This is a genomic window from Achromobacter mucicolens (genome assembly GCF_902859725.1).
In the GTDB taxonomy this organism is placed as follows: Bacteria; Pseudomonadota; Gammaproteobacteria; order Burkholderiales; family Burkholderiaceae_B; genus Achromobacter; species Achromobacter mucicolens.
On the sequence record NZ_CADIJP010000017.1, the window covers coordinates 81,230 to 107,701 of the forward strand.

Annotated in this window: 27 protein-coding genes; 9 read left to right on the plus strand and 18 right to left on the minus strand. The window is 61.5% G+C overall.

The features are described from left to right. Positions 1-4: 4 nt before the first annotated feature. From HV786_RS20575 to gabT, 6 genes are all read right to left on the minus strand, one after another. Complete coding sequence (locus tag HV786_RS20575; RefSeq protein WP_128828873.1) at positions 5-883, minus strand: branched-chain amino acid ABC transporter permease; 879 nt, start codon at positions 881-883, stop codon at positions 5-7. Between the two features lie 12 nt (positions 884-895). Beyond that, positions 896-2,137 (minus strand): ABC transporter substrate-binding protein, encoded by a 1,242-nt coding sequence (locus tag HV786_RS20580; protein ID WP_128828874.1) that lies wholly within the window; start codon positions 2,135-2,137, stop codon positions 896-898. A gap of 107 nt (positions 2,138-2,244) precedes the next feature. Next, positions 2,245-3,450 (minus strand): CaiB/BaiF CoA transferase family protein, encoded by a 1,206-nt coding sequence (locus HV786_RS20585; RefSeq protein ID WP_056325596.1) that lies wholly within the window; start codon positions 3,448-3,450, stop codon positions 2,245-2,247. 10 nt (positions 3,451-3,460) lie between these two features. Beyond that, complete coding sequence (locus tag HV786_RS20590; protein ID WP_128828875.1) at positions 3,461-4,234, minus strand: enoyl-CoA hydratase/isomerase family protein; 774 nt, start codon at positions 4,232-4,234, stop codon at positions 3,461-3,463. Beyond that, a complete protein-coding gene (locus HV786_RS20595) occupies positions 4,231-5,211 on the minus strand; it encodes an aminopeptidase (RefSeq protein WP_128828876.1) in 981 nt (326 codons plus the stop codon). The genes HV786_RS20590 and HV786_RS20595 overlap by 4 nt, the downstream gene beginning before the upstream one ends. Beyond that, on the minus strand, positions 5,208-6,536 hold the full coding sequence (gene gabT / locus HV786_RS20600) for a 4-aminobutyrate--2-oxoglutarate transaminase (protein ID WP_128828877.1): 1,329 nt from the start codon (positions 6,534-6,536) through the stop codon (positions 5,208-5,210). Before gabT ends, HV786_RS20595 begins: the two co-directional genes overlap by 4 nt. Before the next feature lie 134 nt (positions 6,537-6,670). On the opposite strand from gabT, the gene HV786_RS20605 reads away from it, so the two are divergent. Beyond that, entirely contained in the window at positions 6,671-7,411 is a 741-nt protein-coding gene (locus HV786_RS20605; protein WP_252870222.1) for a GntR family transcriptional regulator, read from the plus strand. A gap of 136 nt (positions 7,412-7,547) precedes the next feature. Here the strand turns inward: HV786_RS20605 and HV786_RS20610 are convergent, their stop codons facing one another. From HV786_RS20610 to HV786_RS20630, 5 genes are all read right to left on the minus strand, one after another. Then, on the minus strand, positions 7,548-8,552 hold the full coding sequence (locus HV786_RS20610) for an alpha/beta hydrolase (RefSeq protein WP_217284694.1): 1,005 nt from the start codon (positions 8,550-8,552) through the stop codon (positions 7,548-7,550). Positions 8,553-8,738: 186 nt separating this feature from the next. Next, entirely contained in the window at positions 8,739-9,818 is a 1,080-nt protein-coding gene (locus tag HV786_RS20615; protein ID WP_128828879.1) for an alpha/beta hydrolase, read from the minus strand. Between the two features lie 2 nt (positions 9,819-9,820). After that, positions 9,821-10,606 (minus strand): carboxymuconolactone decarboxylase family protein, encoded by a 786-nt coding sequence (locus HV786_RS20620; RefSeq protein WP_128828880.1) that lies wholly within the window; start codon positions 10,604-10,606, stop codon positions 9,821-9,823. Positions 10,607-10,825: 219 nt separating this feature from the next. Beyond that, a complete protein-coding gene (locus HV786_RS20625) occupies positions 10,826-11,719 on the minus strand; it encodes a LysR family transcriptional regulator (protein ID WP_128828881.1) in 894 nt (297 codons plus the stop codon). Positions 11,720-11,724: 5 nt separating this feature from the next. After that, entirely contained in the window at positions 11,725-12,627 is a 903-nt protein-coding gene (locus HV786_RS20630; RefSeq protein ID WP_128828882.1) for a LysR family transcriptional regulator, read from the minus strand. 156 nt (positions 12,628-12,783) lie between these two features. Here HV786_RS20630 and HV786_RS20635 point away from each other — a divergent pair, with 156 nt between their 5' ends. The 4 genes from HV786_RS20635 (at position 12,784) to HV786_RS20650 (ending at position 15,526) form a co-directional block, all read left to right on the plus strand. Beyond that, entirely contained in the window at positions 12,784-13,773 is a 990-nt protein-coding gene (locus HV786_RS20635) for an aldo/keto reductase (protein WP_128828883.1), read from the plus strand. A gap of 16 nt (positions 13,774-13,789) precedes the next feature. After that, positions 13,790-14,101: an NADPH-dependent FMN reductase family protein gene (locus tag HV786_RS20640; protein WP_128828884.1), complete on the plus strand. Its 312-nt coding sequence runs from the start codon at positions 13,790-13,792 to the stop codon at positions 14,099-14,101. A 9-nt stretch (positions 14,102-14,110) separates the two neighbouring features. Continuing rightward, positions 14,111-14,962: an aldo/keto reductase gene (locus tag HV786_RS20645; RefSeq protein WP_128828885.1), complete on the plus strand. Its 852-nt coding sequence runs from the start codon at positions 14,111-14,113 to the stop codon at positions 14,960-14,962. 96 nt (positions 14,963-15,058) lie between these two features. Then, complete coding sequence (locus HV786_RS20650) at positions 15,059-15,526, plus strand: (R)-mandelonitrile lyase (RefSeq protein ID WP_128828913.1); 468 nt, start codon at positions 15,059-15,061, stop codon at positions 15,524-15,526. A gap of 722 nt (positions 15,527-16,248) precedes the next feature. On the opposite strand, the gene HV786_RS20655 is transcribed toward HV786_RS20650, so the two are convergent. After that, positions 16,249-16,545: a hypothetical protein gene (locus tag HV786_RS20655; RefSeq protein ID WP_128828887.1), complete on the minus strand. Its 297-nt coding sequence runs from the start codon at positions 16,543-16,545 to the stop codon at positions 16,249-16,251. Positions 16,546-16,689: 144 nt separating this feature from the next. On the opposite strand from HV786_RS20655, the gene HV786_RS20660 reads away from it, so the two are divergent. Further along, positions 16,690-16,851, plus strand: a complete 162-nt coding sequence (locus HV786_RS20660) for a hypothetical protein (RefSeq protein WP_175211695.1) — start codon at positions 16,690-16,692, stop codon at positions 16,849-16,851. 332 nt (positions 16,852-17,183) lie between these two features. Here the strand turns inward: HV786_RS20660 and blaOXA are convergent, their stop codons facing one another. Then, entirely contained in the window at positions 17,184-18,026 is an 843-nt protein-coding gene (gene blaOXA, locus HV786_RS20665; protein ID WP_128828888.1) for a class D beta-lactamase, read from the minus strand. 101 nt (positions 18,027-18,127) lie between these two features. Here blaOXA and HV786_RS20670 point away from each other — a divergent pair, with 101 nt between their 5' ends. After that, a complete protein-coding gene (locus HV786_RS20670) occupies positions 18,128-19,729 on the plus strand; it encodes a hypothetical protein (RefSeq protein ID WP_128828889.1) in 1,602 nt (533 codons plus the stop codon). A gap of 15 nt (positions 19,730-19,744) precedes the next feature. On the opposite strand, the gene HV786_RS20675 is transcribed toward HV786_RS20670, so the two are convergent. Next, positions 19,745-20,611, minus strand: a complete 867-nt coding sequence (locus tag HV786_RS20675) for a LysR family transcriptional regulator (protein ID WP_128828890.1) — start codon at positions 20,609-20,611, stop codon at positions 19,745-19,747. A gap of 147 nt (positions 20,612-20,758) precedes the next feature. Here HV786_RS20675 and argH point away from each other — a divergent pair, with 147 nt between their 5' ends. Continuing rightward, entirely contained in the window at positions 20,759-22,270 is a 1,512-nt protein-coding gene (gene argH / locus HV786_RS20680; RefSeq protein WP_128828891.1) for an argininosuccinate lyase, read from the plus strand. A 52-nt stretch (positions 22,271-22,322) separates the two neighbouring features. Continuing rightward, a complete protein-coding gene (locus HV786_RS20685) occupies positions 22,323-23,288 on the plus strand; it encodes a Bug family tripartite tricarboxylate transporter substrate binding protein (RefSeq protein ID WP_128828892.1) in 966 nt (321 codons plus the stop codon). Between the two features lie 10 nt (positions 23,289-23,298). On the opposite strand, the gene HV786_RS20690 is transcribed toward HV786_RS20685, so the two are convergent. From HV786_RS20690 to HV786_RS20705, 4 genes are all read right to left on the minus strand, one after another. Continuing rightward, positions 23,299-24,024: an anti-sigma factor gene (locus HV786_RS20690; RefSeq protein ID WP_175211697.1), complete on the minus strand. Its 726-nt coding sequence runs from the start codon at positions 24,022-24,024 to the stop codon at positions 23,299-23,301. Continuing rightward, positions 24,021-24,590 (minus strand): sigma-70 family RNA polymerase sigma factor, encoded by a 570-nt coding sequence (locus HV786_RS20695; RefSeq protein WP_128827540.1) that lies wholly within the window; start codon positions 24,588-24,590, stop codon positions 24,021-24,023. The genes HV786_RS20690 and HV786_RS20695 overlap by 4 nt, the downstream gene beginning before the upstream one ends. Positions 24,591-24,698: 108 nt before the next feature. Beyond that, positions 24,699-25,244, minus strand: a complete 546-nt coding sequence (locus tag HV786_RS20700; protein ID WP_128827539.1) for a DUF3455 domain-containing protein — start codon at positions 25,242-25,244, stop codon at positions 24,699-24,701. Positions 25,245-25,436: 192 nt separating this feature from the next. Next, complete coding sequence (locus tag HV786_RS20705) at positions 25,437-26,447, minus strand: Bug family tripartite tricarboxylate transporter substrate binding protein (protein WP_128827538.1); 1,011 nt, start codon at positions 26,445-26,447, stop codon at positions 25,437-25,439. Positions 26,448-26,472 lie beyond the last annotated feature (25 nt).

Here is a 26,472-nt window from a genome sequence, read left to right on the forward strand (position 1 = left end):
CTCTTTACCTCGCCATGATCGGGCGGCCAAACAGACCCTGCGGCCGGAACAACAACAGCACCAGCAAGACCAGGAAGGCGATGACAATCTTGTAGGAGGGGCCAACGTAAAGGGTGGCTATTTCCTGCGAGATCCCGAATATCAGGGAACCGACGACGGCCCCGATGGGATTGCCAATGCCGCCCAGGATCACTGCCGCAAACATCGGCATCAGTAGCTCAAATCCGAGTTCGGGGACGACCACCGCCTTGATGGCCAGCAGAACCCCGCCCAGCCCGCAGAAGAAGCCGCTCAACAGCCACAGATAGAGCATGACGCGACGTGAGCGGATGCCGCTGGCGGCGGCGAGGTCGGGATTGTCGGCCACCGCCCGCATGCGCCGTCCCAGTGGCGTGGCATGCAAGATCACAAATGCGATCCCCAACGCACCGATGGCCGTAAGCAGGATGTAGACGTCCATTGGCAGGATGCGAATGCCATGCCAGTTCCACGCACGCATGATCCGGCCCATTTCCAGGTTGTATTGGTCCTGGCCCGCGAAAAAGGTGATCGTCGTGCGTACGACGAACGCCACGCCCAGCGAGGCGATAAGACGCGCCACGTTGGAGCGTTTAGCGAGCGCGCGGAAGACCCACAGATAGAAAAATACGGCTATCAGCGCGGTCACCACGCTGGCGCTCACCACGGCAAGCACGAGTGAGCTGCCGATCCACGCCTGGGTGGCGACGGCTGTATACGCGCCAAGCGTCATGTAGTCGCCCGTCGCCGCGTTGGGAAAGCGAGATATGCCAAACACCATGGTGATCGCCAGGATTGGCAGTGACAACAAGGTGCCTAGCACGGTGCCATTGATGACGGCGTTCAAGATTGGGATGAGTTCCATCGTTGCTCCGCTTCAACGCGTACCCGGCACGGTCTCTTTCAGTACCAGTTTGCCGTTTTCGATTTCCGATACGCCGAAATCTGGCACGGTCTCGCCATGCGCGCCGAACTCCAGGTTTGACGATGCACCGTCGTAGTCCACCGCCTTGCCGGCACGGATGAGATCACGGCCCTGCGCAAACGAAGAGATCTTTTCTCCGCCATGCCGAGTGACCGCCTTGACCTGGCCGTTGATGGCGGCGATGTCGGCTGTTGGTCCGGCGGCTTCGATGGCCAGGGCCAGGGCAATGACCATGTCGTAGCTCTGGGCCGCAAACACATCGGGCTCGTGCTTGACCTTGGCACGGAACCGCTCGGAGAAGCTCTTGTACGCCGGGTTTCCGCTTGCAGCCACGTTGGAAATCGAGATGATGCCCTCGGTGACCTCCTTTCCCAGCGCCTTGACCAGCGCTTCGTTGGCGGTCCAACCCGGCATGATGAATTTGCAGTCCTGACCGGTCTGGTACCACTCGCGCAGCAAAATCGTTGCGTCGGGGCGATACGAACCCATTGCGATCACATCCGGATTCGTTGCAAGGACCCGGTTCAATTCGGTTCGATAGGTGGTCTGATTGGGTTCGTAGATCACCATGCTGCTGACCTTGCCGCCGTCTTTCTCCCACGTTTCTTTGAAATAGTTGGCCAGCCCAACAAAGGTGGAGTTGTTGAAGGCCATGACTGCCGGGCGCTTGAAGCCGCGCTGGCGTGCCACTTCAGCAAAGGCGCGTCCAAAAACCGCGTTCGATGCCTGGAACATCCAGGCAAGGCCTTTGCGGTTCTCCGTCAGCATTTCCGGGGCGCCGCAGGTGTTCATCATGATGAGACCGGCGTTGTTGGTGATGGGCATGACAGCCAGACCCACCGAGGAGGGCCAAATTCCGACCACCGCCTGGACCTGATTCACCTCGATCAGCTTTTTCGCTGCGAGGACTGCAGCGTCGGGCTTGGTCTGATCATCTTCGGCGAAAAGCTGCAGCTGGCGCCCGGCGGCGCCGCCAGCGGCGTTCACCTCGTCGACAGCCAATCGAATGGCTTCGAGCATCGGCACCCCATACGGGCCGCCCACGCCGGTGATGGAATTGAGCGCGCCGAGGCGAAATGGCTGCCCCGCAGGCGCGGCGCGCAGGCTCCAGGGTGCCAGGCTTGCGCCAGCCAGCACCAGGCCAACCGATAAAAAGTCGCGGCGGGACGTGTTCTTGGGTTGCTGCGTTTTCATATTCGTTCCTTGATTTCGCGTGAGACGCGATTCTTCACTTCGAATATGCCGGCTGACTGCCCGGCCCCTTGACTGCTTTTTTTTGTGCTGTGGAGATATCTGCTTCTTTACTGGACGATGCCGTGTTCGCGCCATTGCGCGATAGTTTCTGGCGACGCGCCAAAGCGAAGCAGGACTTCATCGGTGTGCTCGCCGTGCAGGGGCGCAGCCCGCCGGATCTGGCCCGGCGTACGAGAAAATTTAGTGGGTATGCCGACCGTTTTCATGCGGCCAAGCTTTGGGTGGTCCAGTTCTTGAACCATGCCGCGAGCCGCATAATGCGGATCCTGCATCGCCTGGTGGAAATCGTTGATGGGGCCGCACGGCACTTGGGCCTTTTCGCATCGGGCGATCCAGCTAGCCGCGTCGGCGCGCGCGAATTCGGCTTCCAGCAGTGGCTCCAGTTCGGCGATGTTGTCCAGACGGTCGCTATTGGTCAGGAATCTCGGGTCGTGGATCAGCTCCGGGCGACCCAGGACGTCGGTGCAGAGCTTTTCCCAGGTGCGTTGGTTCGCGGCGCCAATGACGATGTAGCCGTCGCCGGTGCTAAAGGCTTGATAGGGCGCGGACACGCGGTGGCGGCTTCCGGTAGCCTTGGGTACCGTGCCTTCCGAGAAGTAGGCCGCGGCCTCCCAGATAAACCAGGGCAGTCCACATTCCGCGAGCGAGATGTCGATGTGCTGGCCTTCGCCGGTGCGCTGCTGGTGAATGCAGGCGGCAAGGATGGCGTAGGTAGCGGTCAGTCCGGCGCCTACGTCATAGATGGCGATACCCGACTTGAGGGGGCGTCCGTCTGGCTCGCCGGTCATGCTCATGATGCCAGTCATGCCTTGCGCCACCAGGTCAAATCCCCCCTTGCCGGCATACGGTCCGGTCTGCCCATAGCCCGAGATCGAGCAATAGACCAAGCGGGGATTGATGGCGCTGAGCGTTTCGTAGTCAAGTCCCAGCGCGGAGGCGACGCCCACCCGGTAGTTCTCGATCAGCACATCGGCCCACCGCACCATTTCCAGCACGGTTTCGCGAAGTTCCGGTCGCTTGAGGTTGAGTGAAATGCCCAGCTTGTTGCGGTTGATCTGGGCAAAACAGCTCGATTCTCCGTTTACATAGGGCCCCATCTCTCGGGAATCGTCGCCCGCGCCAGGCTTTTCGATCTTGATGACTTCGGCGCCCAGGTCGGCCAGAACCATGGTGCAGTATGGCCCGGCCATGATTTGGGACAGGTCCAGAATTTTGATGCCTTCCAGCGGCATCGCGGCAGTGTTCTGCTTCATGTCTTTCCTTTCAGCGACCTGCAAAGACAGGCTTTTCCTTGTTCAGGAAGGCGCGCTGCCCGTTGCGGTAATCCTCGGTGTCAAAGCAGGCATAGGCCTGAGCCAGTTCGTGTTCGGCCAGTTCGCCGCCCGCTTGCAAGCGACGCACGAATTGTTTGTGCCAGCGGTTGACCAGGGGAGCGCCCGCCGCGATACGTCGTGCGGCCTCATAGGCCTCATCGCCTACCTTGTCGTCGTCCACCACTCTTGTGACGAGGCCCTTGTTCAGCGCCTCGTCTGCGCCAAAAACGGCGCCTTCGAGCAGGATTTCCAGCGTGCGCGTGCCACCGATAACAGCCAGCAGATCAGCCAGTTCCCGGTAGTCCAGGGTCAATCCGATGCGGTTGATCGGCACGCCAAAGCGGGAGCCCCGGCCCGCAATGCGGATATCGCACATGGCCGCGATCTCCAGCCCGCCGCCCACGCACGCGCCTTCGATGCACGCGACCGTGGGATGCGGCGTGAGCTTGAGCCGGTCGGTCATGGCCAGCGTGAACTCGGCGTACTCTCGCGCCTGTTCCGCGCCGCTGCGGGTTTCGTCGAACCCGCCGATATCGCTACCGGCACAAAAGGCGCCTGCCGCGCCGCGCACCACGATGCAACGGACACTGTCATCGGCGTTTAGCGTGTCGAATGCATCACCGAACTCACGGTACATGTCGAGCGTGAAGGCATTGCGCTTGGCAGGCCTGTCCATCAAGACGGTCACGATTCCGTTCTGGCCGCGGTCCATTCGAATGCTCATCGCGCGTCCCCAAGGTGCAGCGTGGTGCCGTCGAGCACCAGTTTGCCGTCCAGCCAGAGTTGCGCATCGGTCACGATGGTGTCGTAGTGGGCGGCCGCCTTGACCGTTCCGCCGATGTAGGCGCTGGTGCCGAGCGCCAGCTGGATGGACCCGTACACGCTCTCATCGGAAAGCATGGTTCCGTCCAGCTGGCAGCAGGGGTTCATGCCGACACCCAATTCGCCCAGGTTGTAGACCAGCGGGTCGTTGAACCCGGCAAGCAGATCGCGGAATTTGGCAGCTTCGGCCCCGCCCTCGATGGACACGGCCATGCCGCGCTCAAATGTGATGCGAACCGATTGGTCTCGGATCAGTGACACGCCAGGGATACTGGCGTTCACCACGATGACGCCTTCGGCAGTGCCTTCAACGGGGGCCAGACTGGATTCGAGGCAATAGCCCGCCGAGATGTCTTCCGTATTTGCAAATCCATGCAGCGCACGGCCACGACGACCCGCAATGCTCATTGTGATATCGGTACCCGCGGCGCTGGTAACCCGTGCCGTGTCGGCGTGGGTGAGCGCATCAGCCAGCCCCTGGATTTGCGGACGCAGGGCTTGAAAGTCGGCGTTCCAGCCCTCGGCCATGAAGAAATCCGGCAAATCCGATTCGGGCAAGACAATGACCCCGACGCCGGCGCGAGTGGCTTTTTGCCGCGCTTCGGTATGGGCGGCGTTGGCGCGCGTAAGCGCAATCACCAGGTCCGCGCCGCACATGGCGTCGGCCACGATGGGCGAAAACGGGCGCCCATGCTGGCGACTGCCAGGTATCTGGAGCATGTGGGGAATGGCGCCGCACTCGTTGATGGCGATGGCCAGCGGCTGGACATTCTGCTCGGTGAAGTAGTCATACAGCACCAGCACATTCATGCCGGGGCGCGCGTCTCCCAACAGATGCACGACCTTACGCGCGTTGTCCAACTTCAATAACGTATTCATGCGCGCACCTCGGCGATGATGGATTTTTCAAGGATGTCCAAACCCCGCTGCAGTTGCTCGGCACTCATGTTCAGCGGGCCCAGAAAGCGCAGCACGTTTCCATGAAAACCTGCCTTCACGAGGATCAGACCGGCTTCGTAAGCGCGCCGCACGATGCGCGCGGTGGCCTGGCCGTCCGGACGGTGGGTGGCTTTGTCCGTGACGATTTCCACGGCGCGCATCGCGCCCAGCCCGCGCGCATCCCCCACGATGGGAATGTCGCGTTTCCATGCCTCGAATCGTTCGGCCAACTGACGGCCCAGCGCCTGCGCGCGGCCCGCATAGTCGTCGCGTTCCATGACGGCAATTGCGGCCAGCGCCGCTGCGCAGGCCAGGGGATTGCCCGCGTAGGTTCCGCCCAGGCCGCCCACATCGGGCGCGTCCATGAGTTCGGCGCGGCCGACCACGGCGGCGATCGGCATGCCGCCGCCCATGGATTTGGCCAGGGTGTAGAGATCGGCGGTAATTCCGCTGTGCTCGATGGCGAACCAGCGGCCCGTGCGGCAAAAACCGGACTGGATCTCGTCGGCGATCAGGACGATGCCGTGGCTTGTGCAGAATTCGCGCAGCCGGCGCATGAAGCTGGCCGGCGCAGCATGAAAACCTCCCTCGCCTTGCACCGGTTCGATGATGACCGCGGCAACTTGCCTTGCGCCGATTTCGGTTTCGACCATGCGTTCGAAACGCTCAAAGGCCTGGCGGGCCGCGGTTTCTTCATCGGCGCCAGTGCGATAAACGTAGGGGAAGGGCGCCCTGTATACCTCGCTGGCAAGGGGGCCAAAGCCGGTTTTATAGGCGGGCGCCTTTGCGGTGAGGGCAAGGGCCATGTTGGTGCGCCCATGGAACGCGCCCTCAAAAGCCACCACCGCCTGACGCCCCGTTGCGCGTCGGGCGATCTTTATCGCGTTCTCGACGGCCTCTGAGCCGGTGCTTTGCAGCATCACCTTCTTGGGCCAGTCGCCGGGCAGCCTTTTGACCAACATTTCGGCGAGGTCGATGTAGCCGGGATACATGACGATGTTGAAGCAGGTATGCAGATAGTCGTCTGCCTGGCGCTTGACCGCGGCAACGACCTCCGGGTGCGCGTGGCCCACGTTCAACGTGCCGATGCCCCCTGCGAAATCCAGGAAGGTATTGCCGTCGAGGTCGACCACTTCGGACCCGCTCGCGCGGGCCGCAAAGATGGGCGCGCCATTGGCGACTCCGCGAGCGACAAGCGCGTCCCGCTTTATTTGGTATTGCTGGCAAATCGGGCCCGGCAGGGATGCAAGCACGGCTGAGGACAAGGCACTCTCCTTCGGAAATCGGCGTCGGGTGATGCGATGTGGGGTATCTTGCGCTGGCACAAATCATTGTGTCAATAAGAAAATACGAGCATGAGCGCAAGATTGTGCACAATCGTGAGTGCGATAAGAGTGCTATGATCGACGGCGTCAAAACCTTGCCTCGACCTGCCCAAAACATGGCCACTTCTCCGAAGAAACCAAAAGCGCAATCCGCCCCTGCAAAAGAGCGCAAAAGCATGCCGTCCACCCAGGCAGTCGTGTTGGATGTACGACAGCGCATTGCTTCCCAAGCGTTGCTGCCGGGTTCGCGCCTGCCGGAAGAAGATCTCGTGAAGAACTACGGAATCCCGCGCGCCAAGGCCCGTGAGGTGCTGGCTACGCTGGAAGACCGCGGCCTGATCGAACGTGTTCCGAATAAGGGCGCGGTGGTGGTTCCCGTTGACATGGAAACCACCTATCGCCTCTACCAGGTTCGCGAGACGCTAGACAGCCTGTCCGTTCGCCTGGCCATGGAGAATGCTTCGGCAACCGACTACGAAGCGCTTCAGCAGATGCTCGGTCCGCAGTTTGAAGAGACGTTGAGGGACGGCGACATCGAGTCGCATGTCGATACCATCGTGCGGTTCCGTAATCGCGTGAACGAAATCGCCAACAACCCCGTGCTCAGCGATCTGATTGAACGAATTTACGAACGCATGCAAGTGACGATGCGGCGCGTGGCGTTGTTGCCTGGGCGCGCCGAGATGGGGATCAAGCAATACCGGACGCTGCTTGACGCCATGATTCGCAACGATGTGGACGAGGCGGATCGCTGTGTGCGCGAGCTGAACCAAAGCGCGCGCGAGTACATTCGCCGATACAAAGATTATCTGTAGGAAGTCGATGGGCGTTTGGCGCCCGGGCCAGGCAGCGCGGCTGGAGATCCCGGCGCGCGATAGGAAGCATTTGAAAATCGCCTCAGATCGCTCGCGCGTGGATGAATCGGATCTCCTCACCTCGTGCTGTCAATGATCACAGGGTTCGAGCGTAGAACGGCTTGAGCTGGCCGAGCGCGGCGTCCACATACTTGGGAACCCAGTAGGTCTCGATGTGGGTCGCGCCTTCGATCAGGAACAGTTGCTTGTCGTTGGTTCCCGTGGCCTTCGGGAAGGCTTCTTCGGTCATATACAGGCTGTCCGCTTTGCTGCCGGCGATCATCAGCAGAGGCTGGTCTATCAATTCGATCTGCTCGGTTGCATCCCAGCGCATCAGATCCAACAGGCTGCTGGTCGTGTACTTGAAGGTCGAGCCGGGGTGGGCGTGCGTCCTCCAGTAGTACTCGTAGCCCTGCCGGTACATTTCGAACGGCAGCGCGGCAATCTGAGCATCTGTCATGTCGGCGTCGCCGGAGTACGGGATCTTTCCTCCTGCTTTTTCCTGGGCGCGTGCTTCGGACGCCTGCTTCAGTCGCTGTTGAATGGTGTTCAGTTGAGAATCGGCGAAGCCATTCCGACGAACCCGGCCGGAGTTGAACATGCTGAGGGTCGCGATCGACTTGAAACGCTTGTCGGACTTTGCCGCGGACAACGAGTAGCCGCCTCCGCCGCAAATGCCGAGTAGCCCCAGGCGCGTGGCATCAACACCCGGGTACTGAGTGATGAAGTCCGCTGCACCGTGGATGTCCTCTATGCGGAATTGCGGCTTGTCCGTGCTGCGGGGCTCGCCGCCACTGCCGCCCTGATAGGCGGCATCCATCGCGATCGTAATGTAGCCAAGTTCGGCCAGGTGCTGGGCATACAGGCCAGCGACCTGCTCCTTCACGCCGCCATTGGGATGGGCCACGACGATCGCGGGATATTTCTTCTGCGCATCGTAGTTCGACGGGGTGTAGACGTTGGCAACGATAGCCAGGTCGTTCAGCTTGTACTTGACCGGATGAATATTGACCTTGCCCGGTTCATTCTTCGAGAGGGCGCCGGCGTAGACCAGCGTAAAGGGATTCTTCTTGTAGTCGGCTGCGGCGGCGGCGGCGCTCATTATTGGCACTCCTATGATTGCACTGGTGACAGCGAACGCGGATGCGCCGAGAAAATCGCGTCGGGTTCTGCTGATAAATGGATCTTTCATCTCAATTCCTGTTGTTGATTGCGGCGGCTGGTGTTGCGGTAGCTGGGCCGATTTCCCAATGTCTAGGCGATGCATCAGGCTGCACTTGCGCGCTTGTCAATCCAGACCTTTCGCGGCAAGAAACCGTGACACCAGATCGGCGATCTGGATGTTGTTGAGGTCGGACATCAGAAAATGCGTGTTGCCCCGAATGCCGACTTCCGGCTGGTGCACGAGCTGCGCGTCGCCACCATGTTTGTTGATGGCAGCGACCCAAAGGCGGGCCATGGCCAGGCGCACCCGCCAGTTGTCCTGTCCGCGCTCCGTGGTCGGCTCGGTCGGAAAGTTGTCGCCGTAATAGATGATGATCGGGATACGCGTGAGCTTCTCGAAGTCTGCCAGCGGCACGCCCTCGGGCGTAAGCGTCCCTGCCGCGCTTGGCATCGCGGCGGGAAGCTCCCCTTCAGGGAAGATGAAGCCGCTACCGGGTTCCAACGCGACGATTCCCTTGACGTTCTTGCTTTTGATCGCGGTCAACCACCCCGGTCCGCCTGCCTGAGAATGCGATATCAGGATGCCGGGCCCCGTTTTTTCGAACAGTGCCGCCATGGCGTCCGAGATCACCCCGGCATCGAAGGGACCGGTATTGGGCGTGACCGAACGGAAGAACTGATCCAGCGTTTCAGGCTTGCGGTCGAACTGCACGTTGTCGAAGTAACTTGGCCATTTGCCGATCCGGAATTGATCGAAGAACAGTTGATCAAAGGGGATGGGCTCGACCGTGGTTGCCACGGTGCTATTGCCGGCGCGACCGCGGCGAGGCTGATCGACCAGATAAACCGGAAAGCCACGACGCAGAAAGAGGGTCTGAAAACCTTCACGGCCGTCTGACGTCGTTTCCCAGCTACGCGCCGATTGGTAAGCACCATGCAGCATGACCAGGGGCAGCGGTCTGGGTTTCTGCGGGACTTGATAGAAGGCGTAGAGGTGGTCGCCGTGGAATGTCTGCCCTTCGGCGGTTGGCTTGTTGTTGTCGTACAGCCCAGGCTTCTGCACGACGCGTCCGCCGACAGCGAAGCTGCCTTGCTCCTGGATGACAAGCGGACCGCTGGCATTGCGTGGGCTGCCGGGAAGGGCTGTGCAAGCCGTCATCGAGCTCAGCGCGATGCACGCGAGCAGGGTTTTGGTGAGGTTCATGTTCAGCGCCCCGCGGTCGCGGCAAGGGCCTGAGTCAAGGCCGCATCCGCACGCTCCGCGGCCTGTTTGCCGCCGCGCTCAGCCAGAATCTGGGTCAACTGGCGCAACTGCGCTGCCGTCAAGCCCACACGCATGCTGGCTCGCATGTGCGAGCGCAACTGCGCGTCCACGCCGGGCGTAGCCGCCAGCGCCCCGACAGTGGCCAATTCGCGGCTCTGCCAGTCGAGGTTGTCGCGTTCGAAGATGTCGCCGAACAAATGGGCTTGCAGGAATTGATTGATGATGGGGGTAAATTCCATGACGGGGCCGGTGACTGGTGCGCCTGAGATGCGGGTCTGATTGGCCTTGCCTACCGCTATCAGTTCGTCCCCGGTGGGAATGGCGCGGCTGGGTTCGCGTCCCGGTGCGTCTTGAATCCCGCGTTGCTTGCGTGCCTCGACCACCTTCAGGAGTTCGCCAAGCGCGTTAAGGCTTTTAGGAAAGCCGACATATGCATACAGCTGCACCAGGATTTCCTTGGCCTCGCTGATGGTCATGCCGGCGTCAAGCCCTTGGTTCAAGGCCGTGTTCAATTGGGGCATATCGCTTGCGGCCATGAAGGCGGCGATCAGGGGCACGGCCTGCTGTTTTGCGGACAAGGTATCCGAGGTGGCTTGTGCAGGCATCGCTTGCGTTGCCTCAGTTTTTGCAGTGGCATGACCGTGTGCGAGCGTTAGCCCGCAAGTCAGAGCCATCACAACGCGCAACGTGCTGATCGCAGGCGTGTAAGCAGGCTTTTTTTGAATCATCGGTGACAGCTCCATCCCGTTGCTCGGTTTGGCCGGCATGCATATCGGCCAGGGTGGCGGCATGGTGTCGGCGAAAGGCAAAACGCCGGATGAGGGCTTGGGTTTGCCTTTCCTTTCTGGGAGCTGAAAATGCTACGTGATGCGGACGCTTCGATTAAGCCCCTGATTCCGCATTCACTACTGAGGTGAACTCATAAATAGCGCGGAGCCGCGATCTGGCTATGCGCGATGCCGCAAGGCATCGACAATGACGGCCAAAGCGCCGGACGACTGGCGTCGGCTTGGGTAGTACAGGTGGTACCCCGGATACGGGCTGCACCAGTCCTGCAGCACACGAATTAGCCGCCCCGCGGCGATATCCTCCAACACCATATCCTCCGGAACGTAGGCCAACCCACAGCCTGCCAAGGCTGCCCGGGCAATGGAGGAGCTGTTGTTGAACACCCATTGGCCGCTGACGGGGTACTTGGCCTCTTCGCCATCCCGGTCAAGATCCCAAGGAAGGAAGCCTCCGTGCGTCGGAAGTCGCAGCCGGATGCAATCGTGTCGAGTCAGTTCCTGGGGCGAGCGGGGGGTGGACCGTGAGGCGAAGTACTCGGGCGAGCCCACCACCGCCATGCGCAGGTCCGGGCTGATGCGTACAGCGATCATGTCCTTGGCGACTTGGTCTCCCACTCGAACGCCGGCGTCAAAGCGTTGGGAGACGATGTCCGCCATCGTGTAGTCGATGCTGATCTCGACGTTGATGTCGGGATAGTCGCGCATGACCTTGGACAGCTTGGGCCAGAGAACGCTGGTTGCTGCATGTTCGGCGGACGTGATGCGGATGGTTCCCACCGGCTTGTCGCGTAGATCCTTGACGGCCGCCACCTCGGCATCGATGTCGTCGAAACGGGGCGCCACACTGTTGAACAGGCGTTCGCCCGATTCGGTGGTCGCAATATTGCGAGTGGTGCGCGTCAGCAGCCGGACGCCCAACCGGGTTTCGAGGCCGCGAACGGCATGGCTCAAGGCAGAGGGCGATACGCCAAGCAGGGCGGATGCCCGAGTGAAACTGCCTTCACGCACGACATGAACAAAGGCGAGAACATCGCTGAAAGTCTCCAGGGCCATATCAGTCACACCTCATTCTCGGGGTGACGCAATGCGTCGATCAGCACGGTCATTGCTCGGGACAGATGCCGGCGGCTGGGGTAATAGAGATGGTATCCGGGAAGCGTCGGACACCAATCGGCGAGGACCGTTCGCAGGCGGCCCTTCGCGATGTGGGGGGCAGCCATCTCTTCGGTCAGGTATCCAAGGCCAAAGCCGGCCAGCGCCGCCTGAAGGATGGGCTTGGTCCGGTTGAAGACAAGCGGCCCATCGACTCGAACGCTGATCTGCTGTTTGCCCTTCTTGAACTCCCATGCGTAGAGTTCCCCGTGGCTCATCAGCCGCAGATTGATGCAGTCGTGGTCGGCCAGGTCCTGCGGTTTCAAGGGAAGGGAGCGCTTGGCGAAGTAGGCGGGTGAGCCGACGATCACGAAACGCAAGTCGGGGCTGATGCGCACCGTGGTCATGTCCCGGGCTAGATCGCCGCCGAGGCGCACGCCCATGTCGTAGCGCTCCGCGACGAGATCGACGAAGCGTGATTCCGCGTTGATCTCGACCTTGATCAGGGGGTAGTCGGGAAGCACTTTCGCAAGCCTGGGCCAGAGCACGGTGTCGGCAGCGTTCTCGCTGGCCGTGATGCGGATCGTGCCGGCCGGCTTGTCCCGCAGTTCTCCAACGGCCAACAGCTCGGCCTCGATTTCCTGGAAACGGGGAGCGATGTTCTGCATCAATCGTTCCCCAGCCTCCGTGGGCGAAACGCTCCGGGTGGTGCGCGTCAACAGGCGAACGCCCATCTTGGTCTCAAGGGCCCGAATCAGATGACTCAATGCCGATTGGGAGACGCCGAGTTGCGCCGCGGCACGCGTGAAGCTCTGTTCACGCGCGACCGCAATGAACGCCAACAGGTCGTTGTAGCTGTGTTTCGCCATCTATGAGTTCACCTCATAAGTATTTGCGGATTTTACTCTCTAGTGCTGGCTAGACGTGATGGCTACATTGGCTTATGTAGCGATGCCGCCAGCTATCCCGCCGTATGGCGAACGCTGGCGGGTCACTGGACGGGCGCGTTTGATGGAGTAAGACATATGCATAAGCGGAAACTTGGAAATAGCACGTTGGAAGTTTCAGCCCTCGGTTTAGGGTGCATGGGCCTGAGTCACGGTTATGGGCCAGCCACGGACACCCGGCAAGCGATATCGCTGATTCGGGCCGCGGTCGATCGCGGGGTGACCTTCTTCGACACGGCGGAGGTGTACGGGCCCTACCTCAACGAGGAGGTCGTGGGCGAAGCGCTGGCCCCCGTGCGCGACCAGGTCGTAATCGCCACCAAGTTCGGTTTTACCTTCGGCGACGACAACAAGCAGCAGATCCTCAACAGTCGCCCCGAGCACATCCGTTGGGCCGTCGAAGGTTCGCTCAAGCGTCTGAAGACCGACGTGATCGATTTGCTCTACCAGCATCGCGTCGACCCCGACGTGCCCATTGAGGAAGTCGCTGGCACAGTCAAGGACTTGATCGCCGAAGGCAAGGTCAAGCACTTCGGCCTGTCGGAAGCGGGCGTACAGACGATCCGCCGTGCGCACGCTGTGCAGCCGGTCACTGCCTTGCAGAGCGAGTATTCGCTGTGGTGGCGCGAGCCGGAACAGGAAGTCTTGCCGACCTTGGAAGAGCTCGGCATCGGTTTCGTCCCCTTCAGTCCATTGGGCAAGGGCTTCCTGACGGGCGCCATCAAGGAAGGCGCGACTTTCGGCAGCGACGATTTTCGCAGCAAAGTACCGCGCTTCTCGCCGGAGGCGATCCGGGCGAACCAGGCCTTGGTTGACCTGCTCGGCCAGATTGCCAGGGACAAGGGCGTAACGGCGGCGCAGATCGCACTTGCCTGGCTGCTGGCGCAAAAGCCCTGGATCGTGCCTATCCCTGGAACCACCAAGCTGCATCGCCTGGAAGAGAACCTGGGCGCCGCCTCCGTCGAACTGTCCGCCACCGATCTGGGCAGGATCGCGCAGGCCTTGGCGGACGTGAAAATTCAAGGCGACCGTTATCCGGCCGCGTTGCAGGCCCGCGTGGGTCGATGACATCAAGGAGGGGTGGATGACTGTCGACCATGATTCGACTCGACGCACGGTGATGGCTGCGCTTGTGACACTTCCGCTGGGAACCGCAGCGACGGCATCGAACGCTCAGGGCGGTGAGATGCGGCAGTTGTCCGCGCACGACCTGTCCGGAAAGGCCCTGATCCCCTTCATTACCCACGGCGGCTACGGGCCAGGGAACAGCAAGTCAGTGCTGGCAAGCGATGCGCCGAAGGCGCGGTTGCTGGATGGTCTCGTCATTGAAATGGACCAGGAGCGGCGGACGATGGAACGTGTGTCGAGCTGGCTTAGCGGCGTCCCGCAAACATAGGAGCTAACCATGCAACAAGTTACTTTGAACAATGGCGTCGTGATGCCCATTCTCGGCTATGGCGTTTTCCAGATTCCTGACCCGCAAGAATGCGAGCGCTGCGTGGTCGAGACCATCGACACCGGCTATCGGCTGATCGATACCGCGGCGTCGTACCTCAACGAGGAAGCGGTGGGCAGGGGCATCAAGAACGCCAGCGTGCCGCGGGCTGATCTCTTCGTGACGACGAAACTCTGGGTGCAAGACACTGGATATGAGCGCACCCAGCAAGCTATAGACAAATCGCTGCGCCGTTTGCAGATGGACTATCTCGACCTCTACCTCATCCACCAGCCATTCGGTGACGTGCATGGGTCGTGGCGCGCAATGGAAGACGCCGTGAAGGCCGGCAAGGTTCGAGCTATCGGCGTCAGCAACTTCCATCCCGACCGGTTGATGGACATCATCGGCTTCAACGATGTCGTGCCGGCGGTGAACCAGGTGGAGGTCAATCCGTTCCTTCAGCAGGAGACAAGCGTGGCCTTCATGCGTGAGAACAATGTGCAGGCTGAGGCGTGGGCCCCGTTCGCCGAAGGTCGCAACAACCTGTTCCAGAACGAAGCGCTGGTGGACATCGGCCGCAAGCACGGCAAATCGGTGGGGCAGGTCGTGCTGCGCTGGGTGACGCAGCGCGGGATTGTGGCGCTGGCCAAGTCGGTGCGCAAGGAACGGATGGAAGAGAACCTGCGAGTGCTCGACTTCACCCTGGATGAAGCTGACATGGCCCGCATCGCCCAGCTCGAGACCGGCGAAAGCAGCTTTTTCTCGCACCGGGATCCGGCCATGGTGAAGTGGATGAGCGAGCGTCAGCTCGACATTTGACGGGCCGTGGTCAGCCCTGTTCTGAAGAAAATGAATGGAACAAGGCAATCAACCAATCACCATGAAGCAATCAAAGAGATTTCAGAAAGGATGAACATGAGACTCCCCGCAGCAGCCCTTGCCTTGTCGCTGGGCGCGTCAGCCGTCTATGCGGCCGAACAGGAGCCGATCACCGTCACGCGGGTCGGTTCCAACCCAAGCAGCGCGGGTGCGGAGCAAAACTTCACCGGATCCGTGTTTGTGGATTCGCGCTTTCAAGCCGCTGCGCCCGCGCGCGTGGGGGGAGGCGTTGTTACCTTTGCGCCAGGCGCACGAACAGCTTGGCATACACATCCGTTGGGCCAGACGCTCATCATTACTTCAGGTGTGGGGCGAGTACAGAAATGGGGCGATACCGTGCAGGAGATCCGCCCGGGCGATGTCGTTTGGATTCCACCGGGCGTGAAGCACTGGCACGGAGCCAGTCCGTCAGTCGGCATGAGCCACATTGCAATCGCTGAATCCCTAGATGGGAAGTCGGTGGATTGGATGGAAAAGGTCAGCACGGACCAGTACGGGCAATGAATTTGATCGACTTAAGCATTGGCTGGTGGAAAACTGGGACCTGCTCGAAAGAAGGGGACTCGACCTGATGCCTTGGGCTTTGTGGTTGGATCGCCCGGGATGCGAGGGCGCCGGCGCTGGGAGTAAAAGCAGTCGCTGAAACGACAGTTGTGGGCGACCGCTACCTCATCGGCCGCGGAGTAAACGCTTAGTACACGCGATCCATTCGTTAGGCGTCTGACGCAACAAAGTCGGCTCGCCTCGGAGAAGACATTCGATGTCAGCGATTAGATCCGTCCAGACAGATATCGGGCCGATTTCTCCCACGACGGCCCGCATACGCTGCGTTTGGCGCGTTAGGGTATCTCGATCTTTGGCATCCAAGAATTGAGCCCGGGCGCCGAGCTCATGATGACGGCCAACAATAGATTTTCCGACCACGACAAACCTCGTACGGGAATTGCGGCTGTCATAGCATCGGCCGTTGCCGGCCTCGCAGAAATCCGGCCACTTGCTGTTTTAAAGCGGAGGCGTCATACGTCGACGTGCTGAGCGCAGTTTGCAGGATCGTTCGTCGTACGTCCGTGGGCAAACGGTTCCAAGTGCTAATGACGGACGCCCCAAGGCAAGCGATTACCCGTCTTTCCTCCTCATCCAGCACGCTGGGATCCAGCACCTCCGTGGAAATGGGCAAATGAATGCCGCCTTCGTTAAGCCATCGTTCGATATCAGAATCGCTGAGGTCATGGTTCATGATGGTCCACCCATGGCGGAGGTTGGCCGGTCAGCTGAGCTATACGCTCTCTCAGCACAGTTTTGTCGAACGACGCTCGCGCCATCTCAGCGTTAAGTACACGTTGCCGGGCATCCTTCGGGAGGTCCTCCCACAGACTTAAAACAGACGCACCAAGAAAGGCCAAGATGCGTTTCTCTCGGTCTTCCAGCTCATCGAGCGGCAGATTTTTTAAGAGCGCATAGATTTGTGCACCCCCTTCGTTGTCCCACCTTTCCGTGGCACTTACATCTTTTCGCTGAGACATGGTTGCCTCCAGAGTTGACGTCTCAAGCCAGTGTAGGCTAGTACGCCGCACACCGCTTGTTTCCAATGAGGTGTAGGTGTGGCTCGAGACTAGGCGTACTTTGAGTACGTGGCATCTTCCACAACGACCCAAGAGGTACCTATCATGACATTCCCCACTCGCTTCAGCGCCGCTGGCCCTCCTGCGCCATCCACCCAGCAGGATCAACCTAACAAGCAGCAAGAGCAGCAGACGCAGCAACAAAAAGAAGAGGCCGCGCGCAAACAGGCCCAGGGCGATCCGTCTAAACAGCGAACGCCGCAGTAGCACTAAGTCATCCCGATTCAGCGTGACCGGGCGGTGTGGCGACCCGACGCATTGCGGGATGGAGAATTCGATGGATTCCCTGCATTTTCCAGGGCGCTCGTCGATGGACGAATTCGGCCATGTAAAGCTGTTGACCGGCTTGGCAAGCGCATTGTCCCAACGGTCGCCACGACGGCCCACTGACGGCTCGTGGCTAGTTGCGGCCGTTGATCAACGGCCGCATCCGGCCCGAAGGACTCGAGGCCAACGCTGCGGGAAAAACGGGTGAGCCGTGCCCGATCCTTCCCCTAACTGGAAACGCCAGACCTCTCAGATTTGGCGGGCTGCGGAGATCACTTGGGGACGGCGTCCAGCAACCCCAGATCCCCAAACACCGCGCGCACGATCTTCATGCGCGCAGCGGCATCCTGTTTTTTCTTGACGTCCACGTTAAGCGCGAAATAGAAAACCTTGCCCTCGCGCTCCAGATAGCCCACCAGCCAGCCCGTCTGCGCCGCGCCTGGTTCGCCAAGTCCGGCCCAACCCGTCTTGCCGCTCAAACGGTAGTCAGGTGTCTCTTCCAGGACGAGTATGTCTTTGGTCATCTGCACGGTCCGCTCGGACAGGCCGAATTGATTGACATAGAACCGGCGCAAGAATTCCACCTGCTCGTTCGCGGAGATTCTGAGCGCACCGGTTAGCCAGAATTGATCGATGCCACCAGAAATGTCTCGATTTCCGTAGTTGAATCGGTCGACATAGGCCTGCATACGTTCGGCGCCGATGCGCCTGGCGATTTCCTGGTAATACCAGACGGCGGAGTTTTGTAGCGCCGATTCAAGCGTATGGTTTTGCGCCCATGCCGCCGGCCACCATGGCTGGCGAGGGTTGCGCTTGCTGTCCCACTCGATTTCGAAGTCCTTGCCTTTCGCGACGCCTGTTTCCAGCGCGATGAGCGAGTTGGGAATCTTGTAGGTGGATGCAGGCAGATACCGCTTATCGGCCCTGGCCTCGTCGTAGCGCTGAAACGCTCCGGTTTGTCCGTCAAGCAGGACAAACGTGCCCTCAACTTGCTCCTCCCGGAATATCGCACCGATATCGACCTGCGGTAATTCGGCATGCGCGCCCGCGGACGCGAGCAACGTCATCAGCAGCGGCAAGGCGACCTTGGCAAACCGACGAAATTTCGAATTCATGTTATCTCCGTGATTGTCATGCGGGATGCATGTGGCCGCCAGAATATGCGTGGGGTTCATGAGCGCCAATCAAGGTGCCGTAACGCCTGTAACATGGCGGAATGACTCAGAACATCCATATCGATTTGGGCCGTCCACTGCTTGTGGACGGCAAGCCTGCGCGGTATCAGTCGGTTTGGCTGCTGCTAAGGGTCTGGTACGCGCAGCAGACCGGTGAGGGGGCTGTGCCCGGGTCGTCATTGCAGGCCCGATATCCGGGCAACGCCAATTTGCGCATGTTTGTTTCCCGCGCGTTTCGGGATTTCGCAATGTGGGGCGTGGAGGTGGGGTGGGGAAACGCCATTGACTTGCCGCCTGCGCTGCTCAATGCGTCACGGCGCAGCCAGGGACCATTCTGGATGACGCAGGCGCAGGCAGATAGGGTGCTGTGCCGCCATGGTGCGGCGCCGGCAAGCCTGGACCTCGTGGCGAACTTTCTGGGATTGAGTGGGCATGTGCCCCCGCGCGCAGATCTGCTGCAATACGTGACCCAGGAGGGGGATTACTGGAATCACCTGACCCAGGCCATGCGGCTGGCGCGAGATGGCATGGCGACGACGGGTATGAATTGGGCGGCGAGTTATCGGGCCGCCGACCGAACGGCGCTGGACGACTTTCAGCGAGCGTTGGCCATACTGAAAGAGAGTCTGGCATGGCGTCGTCACGGTAACGTAAGGCGCAGCGAGGCCGCGTTGAACAGGCTGGGAAAAATTCTCCAGTCAGAAGCCGTCGGTCCATCCATGCCGACCTTGTCGGCAATGGCGTCGGTTGCCACAGCCTGGAATAGCTATGCGCGCGGGGATATCCGGCAATCTCATGCCGGGCTGGACCGTCTGGTGGCGGACCAGTTTCTGGCGCCGGTCATTCGCTACAACCCCCGTGTGCGATTTGAGTATCTGAATCTGCGTGCCCTGCTGCACAAAGGCAGCGCTCTCGAAGACAAAAGCGCGGATCGAGTCATGAGAATGAACGAGGCGGAGAAGGCGATTAGCGCCTTGTCGGAAGCGCTGCAGGCCGCTTACGAGGCGGACTCTGTCGAGGCTGCTCAGGATGTGGCGGCAAACATCGGATGGACGTTGTGGTTGTTCTGGCAGCAGAGATTGCTTGCTGTCATCAACGACCAGGACGTTCATTCGGTACAAGGAACATCGCTACGCTGGCTGGGGCTGTCGGAATGGATATGCGACCGCTTTGGCGTCGGCGGCAGTTCTGCCTGGAATACGGTATTCGTGCTCCGCATCGCGCGTGGGGGCTGCGACGACAGAAGCGGGGACCTGAAGCGATTTCAATCGCAATCGCCCCTTCCAGTGGACAAAATGCTGGAGGCGGTCAAGCCGTTTGAAGCCGCCTTTTCGCGCGCCAAGGGCTACGCAGACTGGTCGAATGTCGCGGCCTTTACGCTTGAGGAAAATGATGCGGGCCGGGTTTTCTATGGGGCTCATCAGGTGGCCAACCTGCTGCTTGAATTTGTCTGGTTTCGCACGCACAGCAAGGGGCTGACTCGTGAAGTGTTTGCGGCGGTGGAGCGGCTGGCACACATCGTCCAAGGGTTGGGTCCCGGCCAACGACGCTTTTTCAGGGAAAGCCTCAAGGCTTTGCCGGAGCCGCTCCAGATCGCAGCAAAGGATGCGGCGGCTTCACGCAGGGTCAAGAAGCCGGCGTGATTGACGTTCCTCGCGTTACTCCTCGCGCAGGCACCCCAGAAATGCCGCCGTCAAACTCGACTCGGCCTGTTGCTGCGCGGCAAGGATATAGCGAGAGAACACGATCGTCGGCGAAAACGGCAAGCTGGTGACGCCGGGAATCTTCAAGGTGCGCATCACAAGAGGATTGACCACGCTTACCCCAAGCCCCATCGCCACCATGCGGCAGATCGTGGCTGCGTAGGGCGTATCCAGGATGAGCTTGCGGCGATCGGGAACAAATGCGGCGTCGATCGCCGCGCGCGTGCCGTCGCCCTGGGTAAGCGAGACGAACGGCTCATCAACAAGGTCCCCGGCATTTACCCGCCGCTTGCGCGCGAGACGATGCCCATTGGGAACGATGCACACCCCTTCATCCTCCGCCCAGAGGTTGACGGCGACACCGGGCGTATCGGCCAGATACGAGACCAGGCCCACGTCGCAATAGCGCGTTGCGGTCCATTTGGCGACGGTGGGCGAGTCGCCCGTGTGAATCGATACCGGCACGTCGGGGAAGTGTTGCCGGAACTTGCGCATCACTTCCGGCATGACGCTCATGGCGATGGATGGCACGGCGCCGATACGCAACGTGCCGGGGCCCACTTGCCGAATCAGACGCGCAGCATCTGCCAACGCATCCATGCCGAGAAACGCGCGTTGCACCTCCCGGTAGAACGCTTCGGCTTCCGGCGTGGGAATCAGTCCGCCCGGCCGGCGTTCAAACAATCGAAATCCGGTAGCGGCTTCCAGTTGCCCGATTACCCGGCTGATATTGGACTGCGAGGTGTGGAGTTCACCCGCAGCCAGCGTCATGGAGCGCGTCAGCATCACCACGCGAAACGTCTCGATGTGTTTGAACTTCATCCGTGAATCCCCCGTATGTGAGTCGCAGCATATCAAAACTGCATGCGTAAGCCGAATACTGTCATTTGACGTAATGTCGATCGATTTTCATACTCCAGCCATACATCGGATCGGGCGCCTTGCACGGGCAACAGGAGCAGGAAGATCATGGAATCGAAGGTCAGTCGCAGATTGCAGCAAGCTACCGCGCAGGAAGTCTGCGACCACATTTATCTGCCGCGGTTGAATCGCGAGTTCGTTAGTGGCTTTGACTACCTGTCGGATATCAATCAAGCCCATTTGCTGATGCTATTGCGCGCGGGCCTGATGCCGCGAGAGCCGGCCATCAGCCTGGCTCGCGCGCTGCAGCGAATGGAGCGCGATGGCGCCGCTGCGGTGCCGCTGGACCCGCAGCGGGAAGACGCGTACTTCAATTACGAAGCCCACCTCATGGGCCTGGCGGGATCGGACGTGGGCGGCCGCCTGCATGTGGCGCGCAGTCGCAATGACATCCTTGCCACGCATGACCGGTTGCGAGCGCGCGACGCTGGATTGAACGTCCTTGACGGGCTCAATGCCGTGCGAGAAGTGGCGATATCTCGCGCCGAGCAGTACGCCGGCGTGGTCATGCCCGGCTACACGCATCTGCAATCCGCGCAACCCATCACCTATGGCCACTACCTGGCCGCCGCGGCCGATGCCATCGCCCGCGATGCGGCCCGCATCGAACAGGCGTTGGCGCATATCGATGCATGCCCGCTGGGCGCTGGTGCGCTGGCGGGAACAACGTTTCCCATCCAGCGCGAAGAGACGGCGCGTCTGCTGGGCTTTGACCGCTGCGTCGACAATTCATTGGATGCCGTGGCGTCGCGGGACTTTGCCTGGGAACTGATGTCGGCGATGACCATCGCCTCATTGACCTGGGGCAGAATCGCGCAGGACTTCTATGTGTGGGCTACCCCTGAGTTCGGGCTTGTCAATTTTCCCGATCGCGTGGCCGGCACGTCCAGCATCATGCCGCAGAAGAAAAACCCGGTGGTGGTCGAGTATCTGAAAGGTAAAACCAGCCACCTGATCGCCCTGTTCACCGCGTCGATGACCGCGGTGAAGGGCACGCACTTCACGCATAGCGGCGATGGCAACAGGGAGAGCATGCGCAGCTTCTGGGAATCGGCCGACGAGTGCGTTCGCTGCCTGGCGCTTTTCCGGCTGGTGCTGGACGCCGCAGAACCCGTCGAAAAGACCATGCTGCACAGGGCAAAGACCGATTTCTCCACGGCGACCGATCTGGCGGATGCGCTGGTGCGTGAATCGGGGCTGTCGTTCCGGGAAGCGCATCACGCGGTGGGCGCCGTGGTGTACCAAGCCATTGAAGCCAAGCTGTGTGCCGATGAAATTACCGTCGAGATGGTGAACGCCGCGGCGTCGGAACAGACGGGACGCGATATCCATCTTGACGCGGCAACCGTTCAACGTTGTCTGGATCCACAGGCGAGCGTGCAGGCCCGTTCCGCCTATGGCGGCCCCGCGCCTGCGCAATTGTCGAAGCGCATTGAAGACCTGCGCCGCGCGCTGGCTGGCTCCCGGTCCCTGGCGGCGTCCCGGCGCGAGGCGATTGCCGCGGCAAGGTCCACGTTGAAGAAAGAGATCGCGGTGCTGGCAATGGCGCCGCTGGACTAAGGCCAAGTCGGGATCACGGCTTTCCTATTCTTATTACACAAGGGGTTCCACCATGAAGCTTGCCATCACGATTGCCGCCGCCTCGGCGCTGGCATTTTCTTCCGCTGCGATTGCGGATGCCTATCCGACAAAGCCGATTCGGCTGATCATTCCATTTGCCGTGGGCGGCAGCACGGACAACCTGGGCCGCGTGCTGGCGGCGCGTTTGTCGGAGAAGCTTGGCCAGCAAGTGGTGGCCGACAACCGTCCGGGCGCGGGGGGCAACATTGGCACGGACCTCGTCGCCAAAGCACCCGCCGATGGGTACACGCTGTTGTTCGCCACCGAGGGCACGTTGGGGATCAATCCTTCCCTCTACAAGAAGCTGCCGTTCGATCCGGAGAAGGACTTTACCCCTATCGCGCAATTTGCCAGTGTGCCCAACATCCTGGTCGTCAATCCCAAGGTGCAGGCCAAGACAGTGGAAGAACTTGCGGCCTATGCCAAGCGCAAGCCGGCCAGTCTGAACATGGGCTCGGCTGGCAACGGTACGACCAATCATCTGTCGGGTGAGTTGTTCCAGTCGATGACGGGCGCGTCCTTCACGCATGTGCCGTACAAAGGAAGCGGCCCCGCGATGGCGGATCTGTTGGCCGATCAGATCCAGCTGATGTTTGACAATCTGCCCGGCTCGTTGCCGCACGTGAAGGCCGGCAGCCTGCGAGCGTTGGCCGTGACCAGCGCCAAACGCTCGCCGCTGCTGCCGGATGTGCCGACCATGGCCGAGGCGGGCGTGCCCGGCTATGACGTGGAAGTGTGGTTCGGCGTAGCCGCGCCCAAAGGCCTGCCGGCGCAGACTTTGGCCACGCTCTCCAAGGCCATCACCGAGATCTCCCAGGAGCCGGCGACGATAGAGAAAATCCTGAACATTGGCGCCACGCCGCTTACGTCCACGCCTGCTGAGTTCGGCAGCCGGATCCAGGAGGCCCGGCTCAAATGGGCGCCGATCGTGGCGCATTCTGGCGCCAAGATCGACTAGGACCCCTTGGCTACATCACCTTCACCGCCCGGCCGATGAACTGGATCGGACCGGTCGGCTTGCCGGTGGGCGAGCCATTGGGCGGTTCCAGCGTCAGTTCAAACAACTGGTTCGCTTCCAGCGGGGGCAGCTTGTCCAGGGCGATGCGCACCGGCTCGCCGGGTTTGATCAGGCCCAGTGACACCGGGCCGGCCCAGCCGTCCGCCTTGGTCCAGAATTCCAGCGCACGATCGGCTGGGACCTGCATGGCCGCGATCGGCACCAGTTGCACCTCGCGTTGACCCGCGCTGGCCTGCACCACCCAGCCCGGCGTCTGCGATTGAGGCGCGACCAGCACCACCATGTACTGCACGGGACCTGGAGTTTGCGCTGGCCGTAGCGCCAGCGTGCCGGCCAGGACCAATGCGGCGGCCAGGCCGCTGGCGGCTGCGCCGCGCCAGAAGAAGAGGCTATCCCACCAGCCTGGACGCGCGGGCTGGCCGGCTTGCCGCGCCGCGTGCTGGCGGTCCAGCGTCTTGGCGATGCGTGGCCACAGGCCGGGCGAGGGCTCGACCGGTTCGGTCAGGCTGGTCAGCGGCAGCAGGCGCGCTTCCCATCGGTCGACGGCGGCGCGCAAGGCGGCGTCGTGCGGCAGGCGGGCGTTGACCTCCTGGCGGCGCGCGCCGGACAAGGTGCCGAGCACGTACTCGCCAGCCAATTCGTCCAGGTTTTCGGGGGGGACTGTCGGGGCGCTCATGCCAGGCATTCCTTCAGCGCTTTCAGGCTGCGTTTGATCCAGGCTTTGACGGTGCCCAGGGGCGCGCCCAGGCGCTGTGCGATTTCGCTGTGCGACAGGCCGTCCACGTAGGCGTGCAGCACACAGTTGCGGCGCACGGGTTCCAGTTGTTCCAGGCAGGGGCCGATGCGGCCGGCGCTGTCGCGCCAGTCGAAGGCGTCGCGTGTGTCGTGCCAGGCGTCGATCGCGTCGCGCGCATCCAGCGCGGCGGCGGTGTCGTCGTCAACGGCGGTTTCATGGCGGCTGTCTCGCACGGCGTTCAGTGCCAGATTGCGCGCCACGCTGTAAAGCCAGCCACGGGCCGAGCCGCGTGTGGCGTCAAAGCTGCCGGCCCGGTTCCAGATATTGACGAAGGCATCGTGCACGATGTCTTCAGCCCGGGCGCGGTCACGGACAATGCGCTGGGCAACGCCCAGCAGCCGCGGGCCTTCGTGGCGGTACAGGGCTTCCAGCGCCGAGCGGCGCCCTGCGGCGCACTGCTCGAGGGCTGCTTCGTAATCGAAATCCGGAACAGGTCGGTTTGGCATGCGCGCGGGGCAAGGGGTGATGGGCTCGGACCGGGCAGGCGAGCCCCGGCATCGGCGGCGGATCCGGGCACATGTTACCGGACTCCTGCCGCCTTGGCCCACCGGGTGTCAGTTAGCCTTCCAGAAGATGTAGTCGGCCTGGTACGACACTTGACTGCGTTGGCCGGCCTTGGTGCAGGGCGTCTGGGGCGCCACGCCGCCCTTGAGCGCCGTGCGCTGGATGTAAGCGACGCCGGTCATGGCGCCAGCGCCCATGGCGGGATTGGCCTTGACCAGTTGATAGGGCAGGTTGCCCGTGCCGGCCGGCGCCACGGCGACCTGCGTGCCGGTCAGCTTGGAGCCGTCCGCGGCCTCCCAGGTGGCGGGCGGGCCGTAATAGGTGCCGACCTGCTTGCCTTGGCGGTCTTTCAGAACCGCCTTCGGACCGGCGAACACCCATTCCATCTGATCCTTGGCGTCTGCCTTCGCGCGGCATTCATAGGTGATCTCGCCCGTGCCGACGGTTTCCCAGGCCACTTTGTGGCCGGCGGGCACCTGGACGGCGGCGGGCAGGGCGTCTTGCGAGGCGGCAATGGCCGGGGCTTGCAGCATGGCGCTAGCGGCCAGCAGGGCAACGGTGAAAAGGCCGGTGGCGGGGGTGGGGCGAGTCGTCATGAGCGGTCTCCTGCGCAATGGGAATTTGCGGATACGGCGCACGGAATGTGCGCCGTTGCAGGTACTACACGCGGGAGACGCGATTGGATGCAGGGCGGCGGAAATTTTTTTTCGGCTGGCATTGGGCACAGGGTTTTGGCATCTGGATCAGGCTTGGCAACAACCCCAACGCGTGCCGGCGCCAGGCCGAAATCAATCCATCTTCAACCCGGCGGTTTTGGCAACCGCCGCCCACTTTTGAACCTCGCTTGCAATAAACGCCGTGAAATCCTGCGGGCTGCGAAGGGTGACGGCGTTGCCGGTCGCCTTGAGCGGCTTGATCACGTCCGGGTCAGTCAACGCGGCCCGCGTGGCTTCTGATAGCCGGTCGCGAATCGCATCGGGCAAGCCTGCGGGCGCCGACAGTCCCGTCCATGAGACGGCATCGAAGTCGGGGTATCCCGATTCTGCGACGGTGGGCAGGTCCGGAAACAAGAGGCTGCGTTGGGCCCCGGTCGAAGCCAGTACGCGAAGCTTGCCTGCCCGCACATGCGGCTCCAGCGTATCGGCCACCATGACCAGGATGGGGACTTGCCCGCCGATGACGTCGGTGACGGCCTGAGATGCGCCCTTGTACGGGATGTGCTGCACCTTGAGGTCCGCCCGTTGCTTGAGCAGTTCGAAGGCAAGGTTGCCTGACGAGCCGGCGCCCGGACTGGCGTAGTTGAACTTGTCGGGCGATTTGCGCAGCAGGCTGACCAGTTCGGCCAATGTGGTGGCAGGGAATTCCGGGTTGACGGCGATGACGTTAGGACTGGATGTGATGCTGCTGATATGGGTGAAATCCTTGATTGGATCGTATGGCATGGCGTCATAAAGGGCGGCGTTGGCGGCGTGGGTGCCCACCCCGGACATCAGCAGCGTGTAGCCATCAGGTTTGGCGCGTGCAACGACTGCCGATCCAATGTTGCCGCTGGCGCCCGCGCGATTTTCGACGATGACGGTCTGACCGAGCTGCGTGGACAAGGCACGGGCCAGAATCCGTCCCGTGACATCGGTGGTGCCGCCTGGCGGAAAGGGCACGATCAAGGTGATGGGTTTGGCAGGCCACGGCTCGGCGGCATGGGCTGCCGGGGCACACACGCCTGACAAGGCCAGTGCCACGAGCAGGGTGGAAAAGCGGCGCCGCGAGGGGCGTGGTCGATAAGTGTTTTGGCTGCGCATGTTGTCTCCTGATTTGGTTTTGATG

Coding starts and splice junctions, on each gene's coding strand:
- HV786_RS20670 (WP_128828889.1), top strand. CDS start 18,128: ATGACTCAGAACATCCATATCGATTTGGGCCGTCCACTGCTTGTGGAC.
- HV786_RS20615 (WP_128828879.1), bottom strand. CDS start 9,818: ATGAACCTCACCAAAACCCTGCTCGCGTGCATCGCGCTGAGCTCGATG.
- HV786_RS20660 (WP_175211695.1), top strand. CDS start 16,690: ATGACATTCCCCACTCGCTTCAGCGCCGCTGGCCCTCCTGCGCCATCC.
- HV786_RS20590 (WP_128828875.1), bottom strand. CDS start 4,234: ATGAGCATTCGAATGGACCGCGGCCAGAACGGAATCGTGACCGTCTTG.
- HV786_RS20705 (WP_128827538.1), bottom strand. CDS start 26,447: ATGCGCAGCCAAAACACTTATCGACCACGCCCCTCGCGGCGCCGCTTT.
- HV786_RS20635 (WP_128828883.1), top strand. CDS start 12,784: ATGCATAAGCGGAAACTTGGAAATAGCACGTTGGAAGTTTCAGCCCTC.
- HV786_RS20695 (WP_128827540.1), bottom strand. CDS start 24,590: ATGCCAAACCGACCTGTTCCGGATTTCGATTACGAAGCAGCCCTCGAG.
- HV786_RS20650 (WP_128828913.1), top strand. CDS start 15,059: ATGAGACTCCCCGCAGCAGCCCTTGCCTTGTCGCTGGGCGCGTCAGCC.
- HV786_RS20675 (WP_128828890.1), bottom strand. CDS start 20,611: ATGAAGTTCAAACACATCGAGACGTTTCGCGTGGTGATGCTGACGCGC.
- HV786_RS20585 (WP_056325596.1), bottom strand. CDS start 3,450: ATGAAGCAGAACACTGCCGCGATGCCGCTGGAAGGCATCAAAATTCTG.
- HV786_RS20610 (WP_217284694.1), bottom strand. CDS start 8,552: ATGAGCGCCGCCGCCGCCGCAGCCGACTACAAGAAGAATCCCTTTACG.
- HV786_RS20625 (WP_128828881.1), bottom strand. CDS start 11,719: ATGGCCCTGGAGACTTTCAGCGATGTTCTCGCCTTTGTTCATGTCGTG.
- HV786_RS20640 (WP_128828884.1), top strand. CDS start 13,790: ATGACTGTCGACCATGATTCGACTCGACGCACGGTGATGGCTGCGCTT.
- HV786_RS20700 (WP_128827539.1), bottom strand. CDS start 25,244: ATGACGACTCGCCCCACCCCCGCCACCGGCCTTTTCACCGTTGCCCTG.
- HV786_RS20690 (WP_175211697.1), bottom strand. CDS start 24,024: ATGAGCGCCCCGACAGTCCCCCCCGAAAACCTGGACGAATTGGCTGGC.
- HV786_RS20630 (WP_128828882.1), bottom strand. CDS start 12,627: ATGGCGAAACACAGCTACAACGACCTGTTGGCGTTCATTGCGGTCGCG.
- HV786_RS20580 (WP_128828874.1), bottom strand. CDS start 2,137: ATGAAAACGCAGCAACCCAAGAACACGTCCCGCCGCGACTTTTTATCG.
- HV786_RS20595 (WP_128828876.1), bottom strand. CDS start 5,211: ATGAATACGTTATTGAAGTTGGACAACGCGCGTAAGGTCGTGCATCTG.
- HV786_RS20575 (WP_128828873.1), bottom strand. CDS start 883: ATGGAACTCATCCCAATCTTGAACGCCGTCATCAATGGCACCGTGCTA.
- HV786_RS20655 (WP_128828887.1), bottom strand. CDS start 16,545: ATGTCTCAGCGAAAAGATGTAAGTGCCACGGAAAGGTGGGACAACGAA.
- HV786_RS20645 (WP_128828885.1), top strand. CDS start 14,111: ATGCAACAAGTTACTTTGAACAATGGCGTCGTGATGCCCATTCTCGGC.
- blaOXA (WP_128828888.1), bottom strand. CDS start 18,026: ATGAATTCGAAATTTCGTCGGTTTGCCAAGGTCGCCTTGCCGCTGCTG.
- HV786_RS20605 (WP_252870222.1), top strand. CDS start 6,671: ATGATCGACGGCGTCAAAACCTTGCCTCGACCTGCCCAAAACATGGCC.
- HV786_RS20685 (WP_128828892.1), top strand. CDS start 22,323: ATGAAGCTTGCCATCACGATTGCCGCCGCCTCGGCGCTGGCATTTTCT.
- HV786_RS20620 (WP_128828880.1), bottom strand. CDS start 10,606: ATGATTCAAAAAAAGCCTGCTTACACGCCTGCGATCAGCACGTTGCGC.
- argH (WP_128828891.1), top strand. CDS start 20,759: ATGGAATCGAAGGTCAGTCGCAGATTGCAGCAAGCTACCGCGCAGGAA.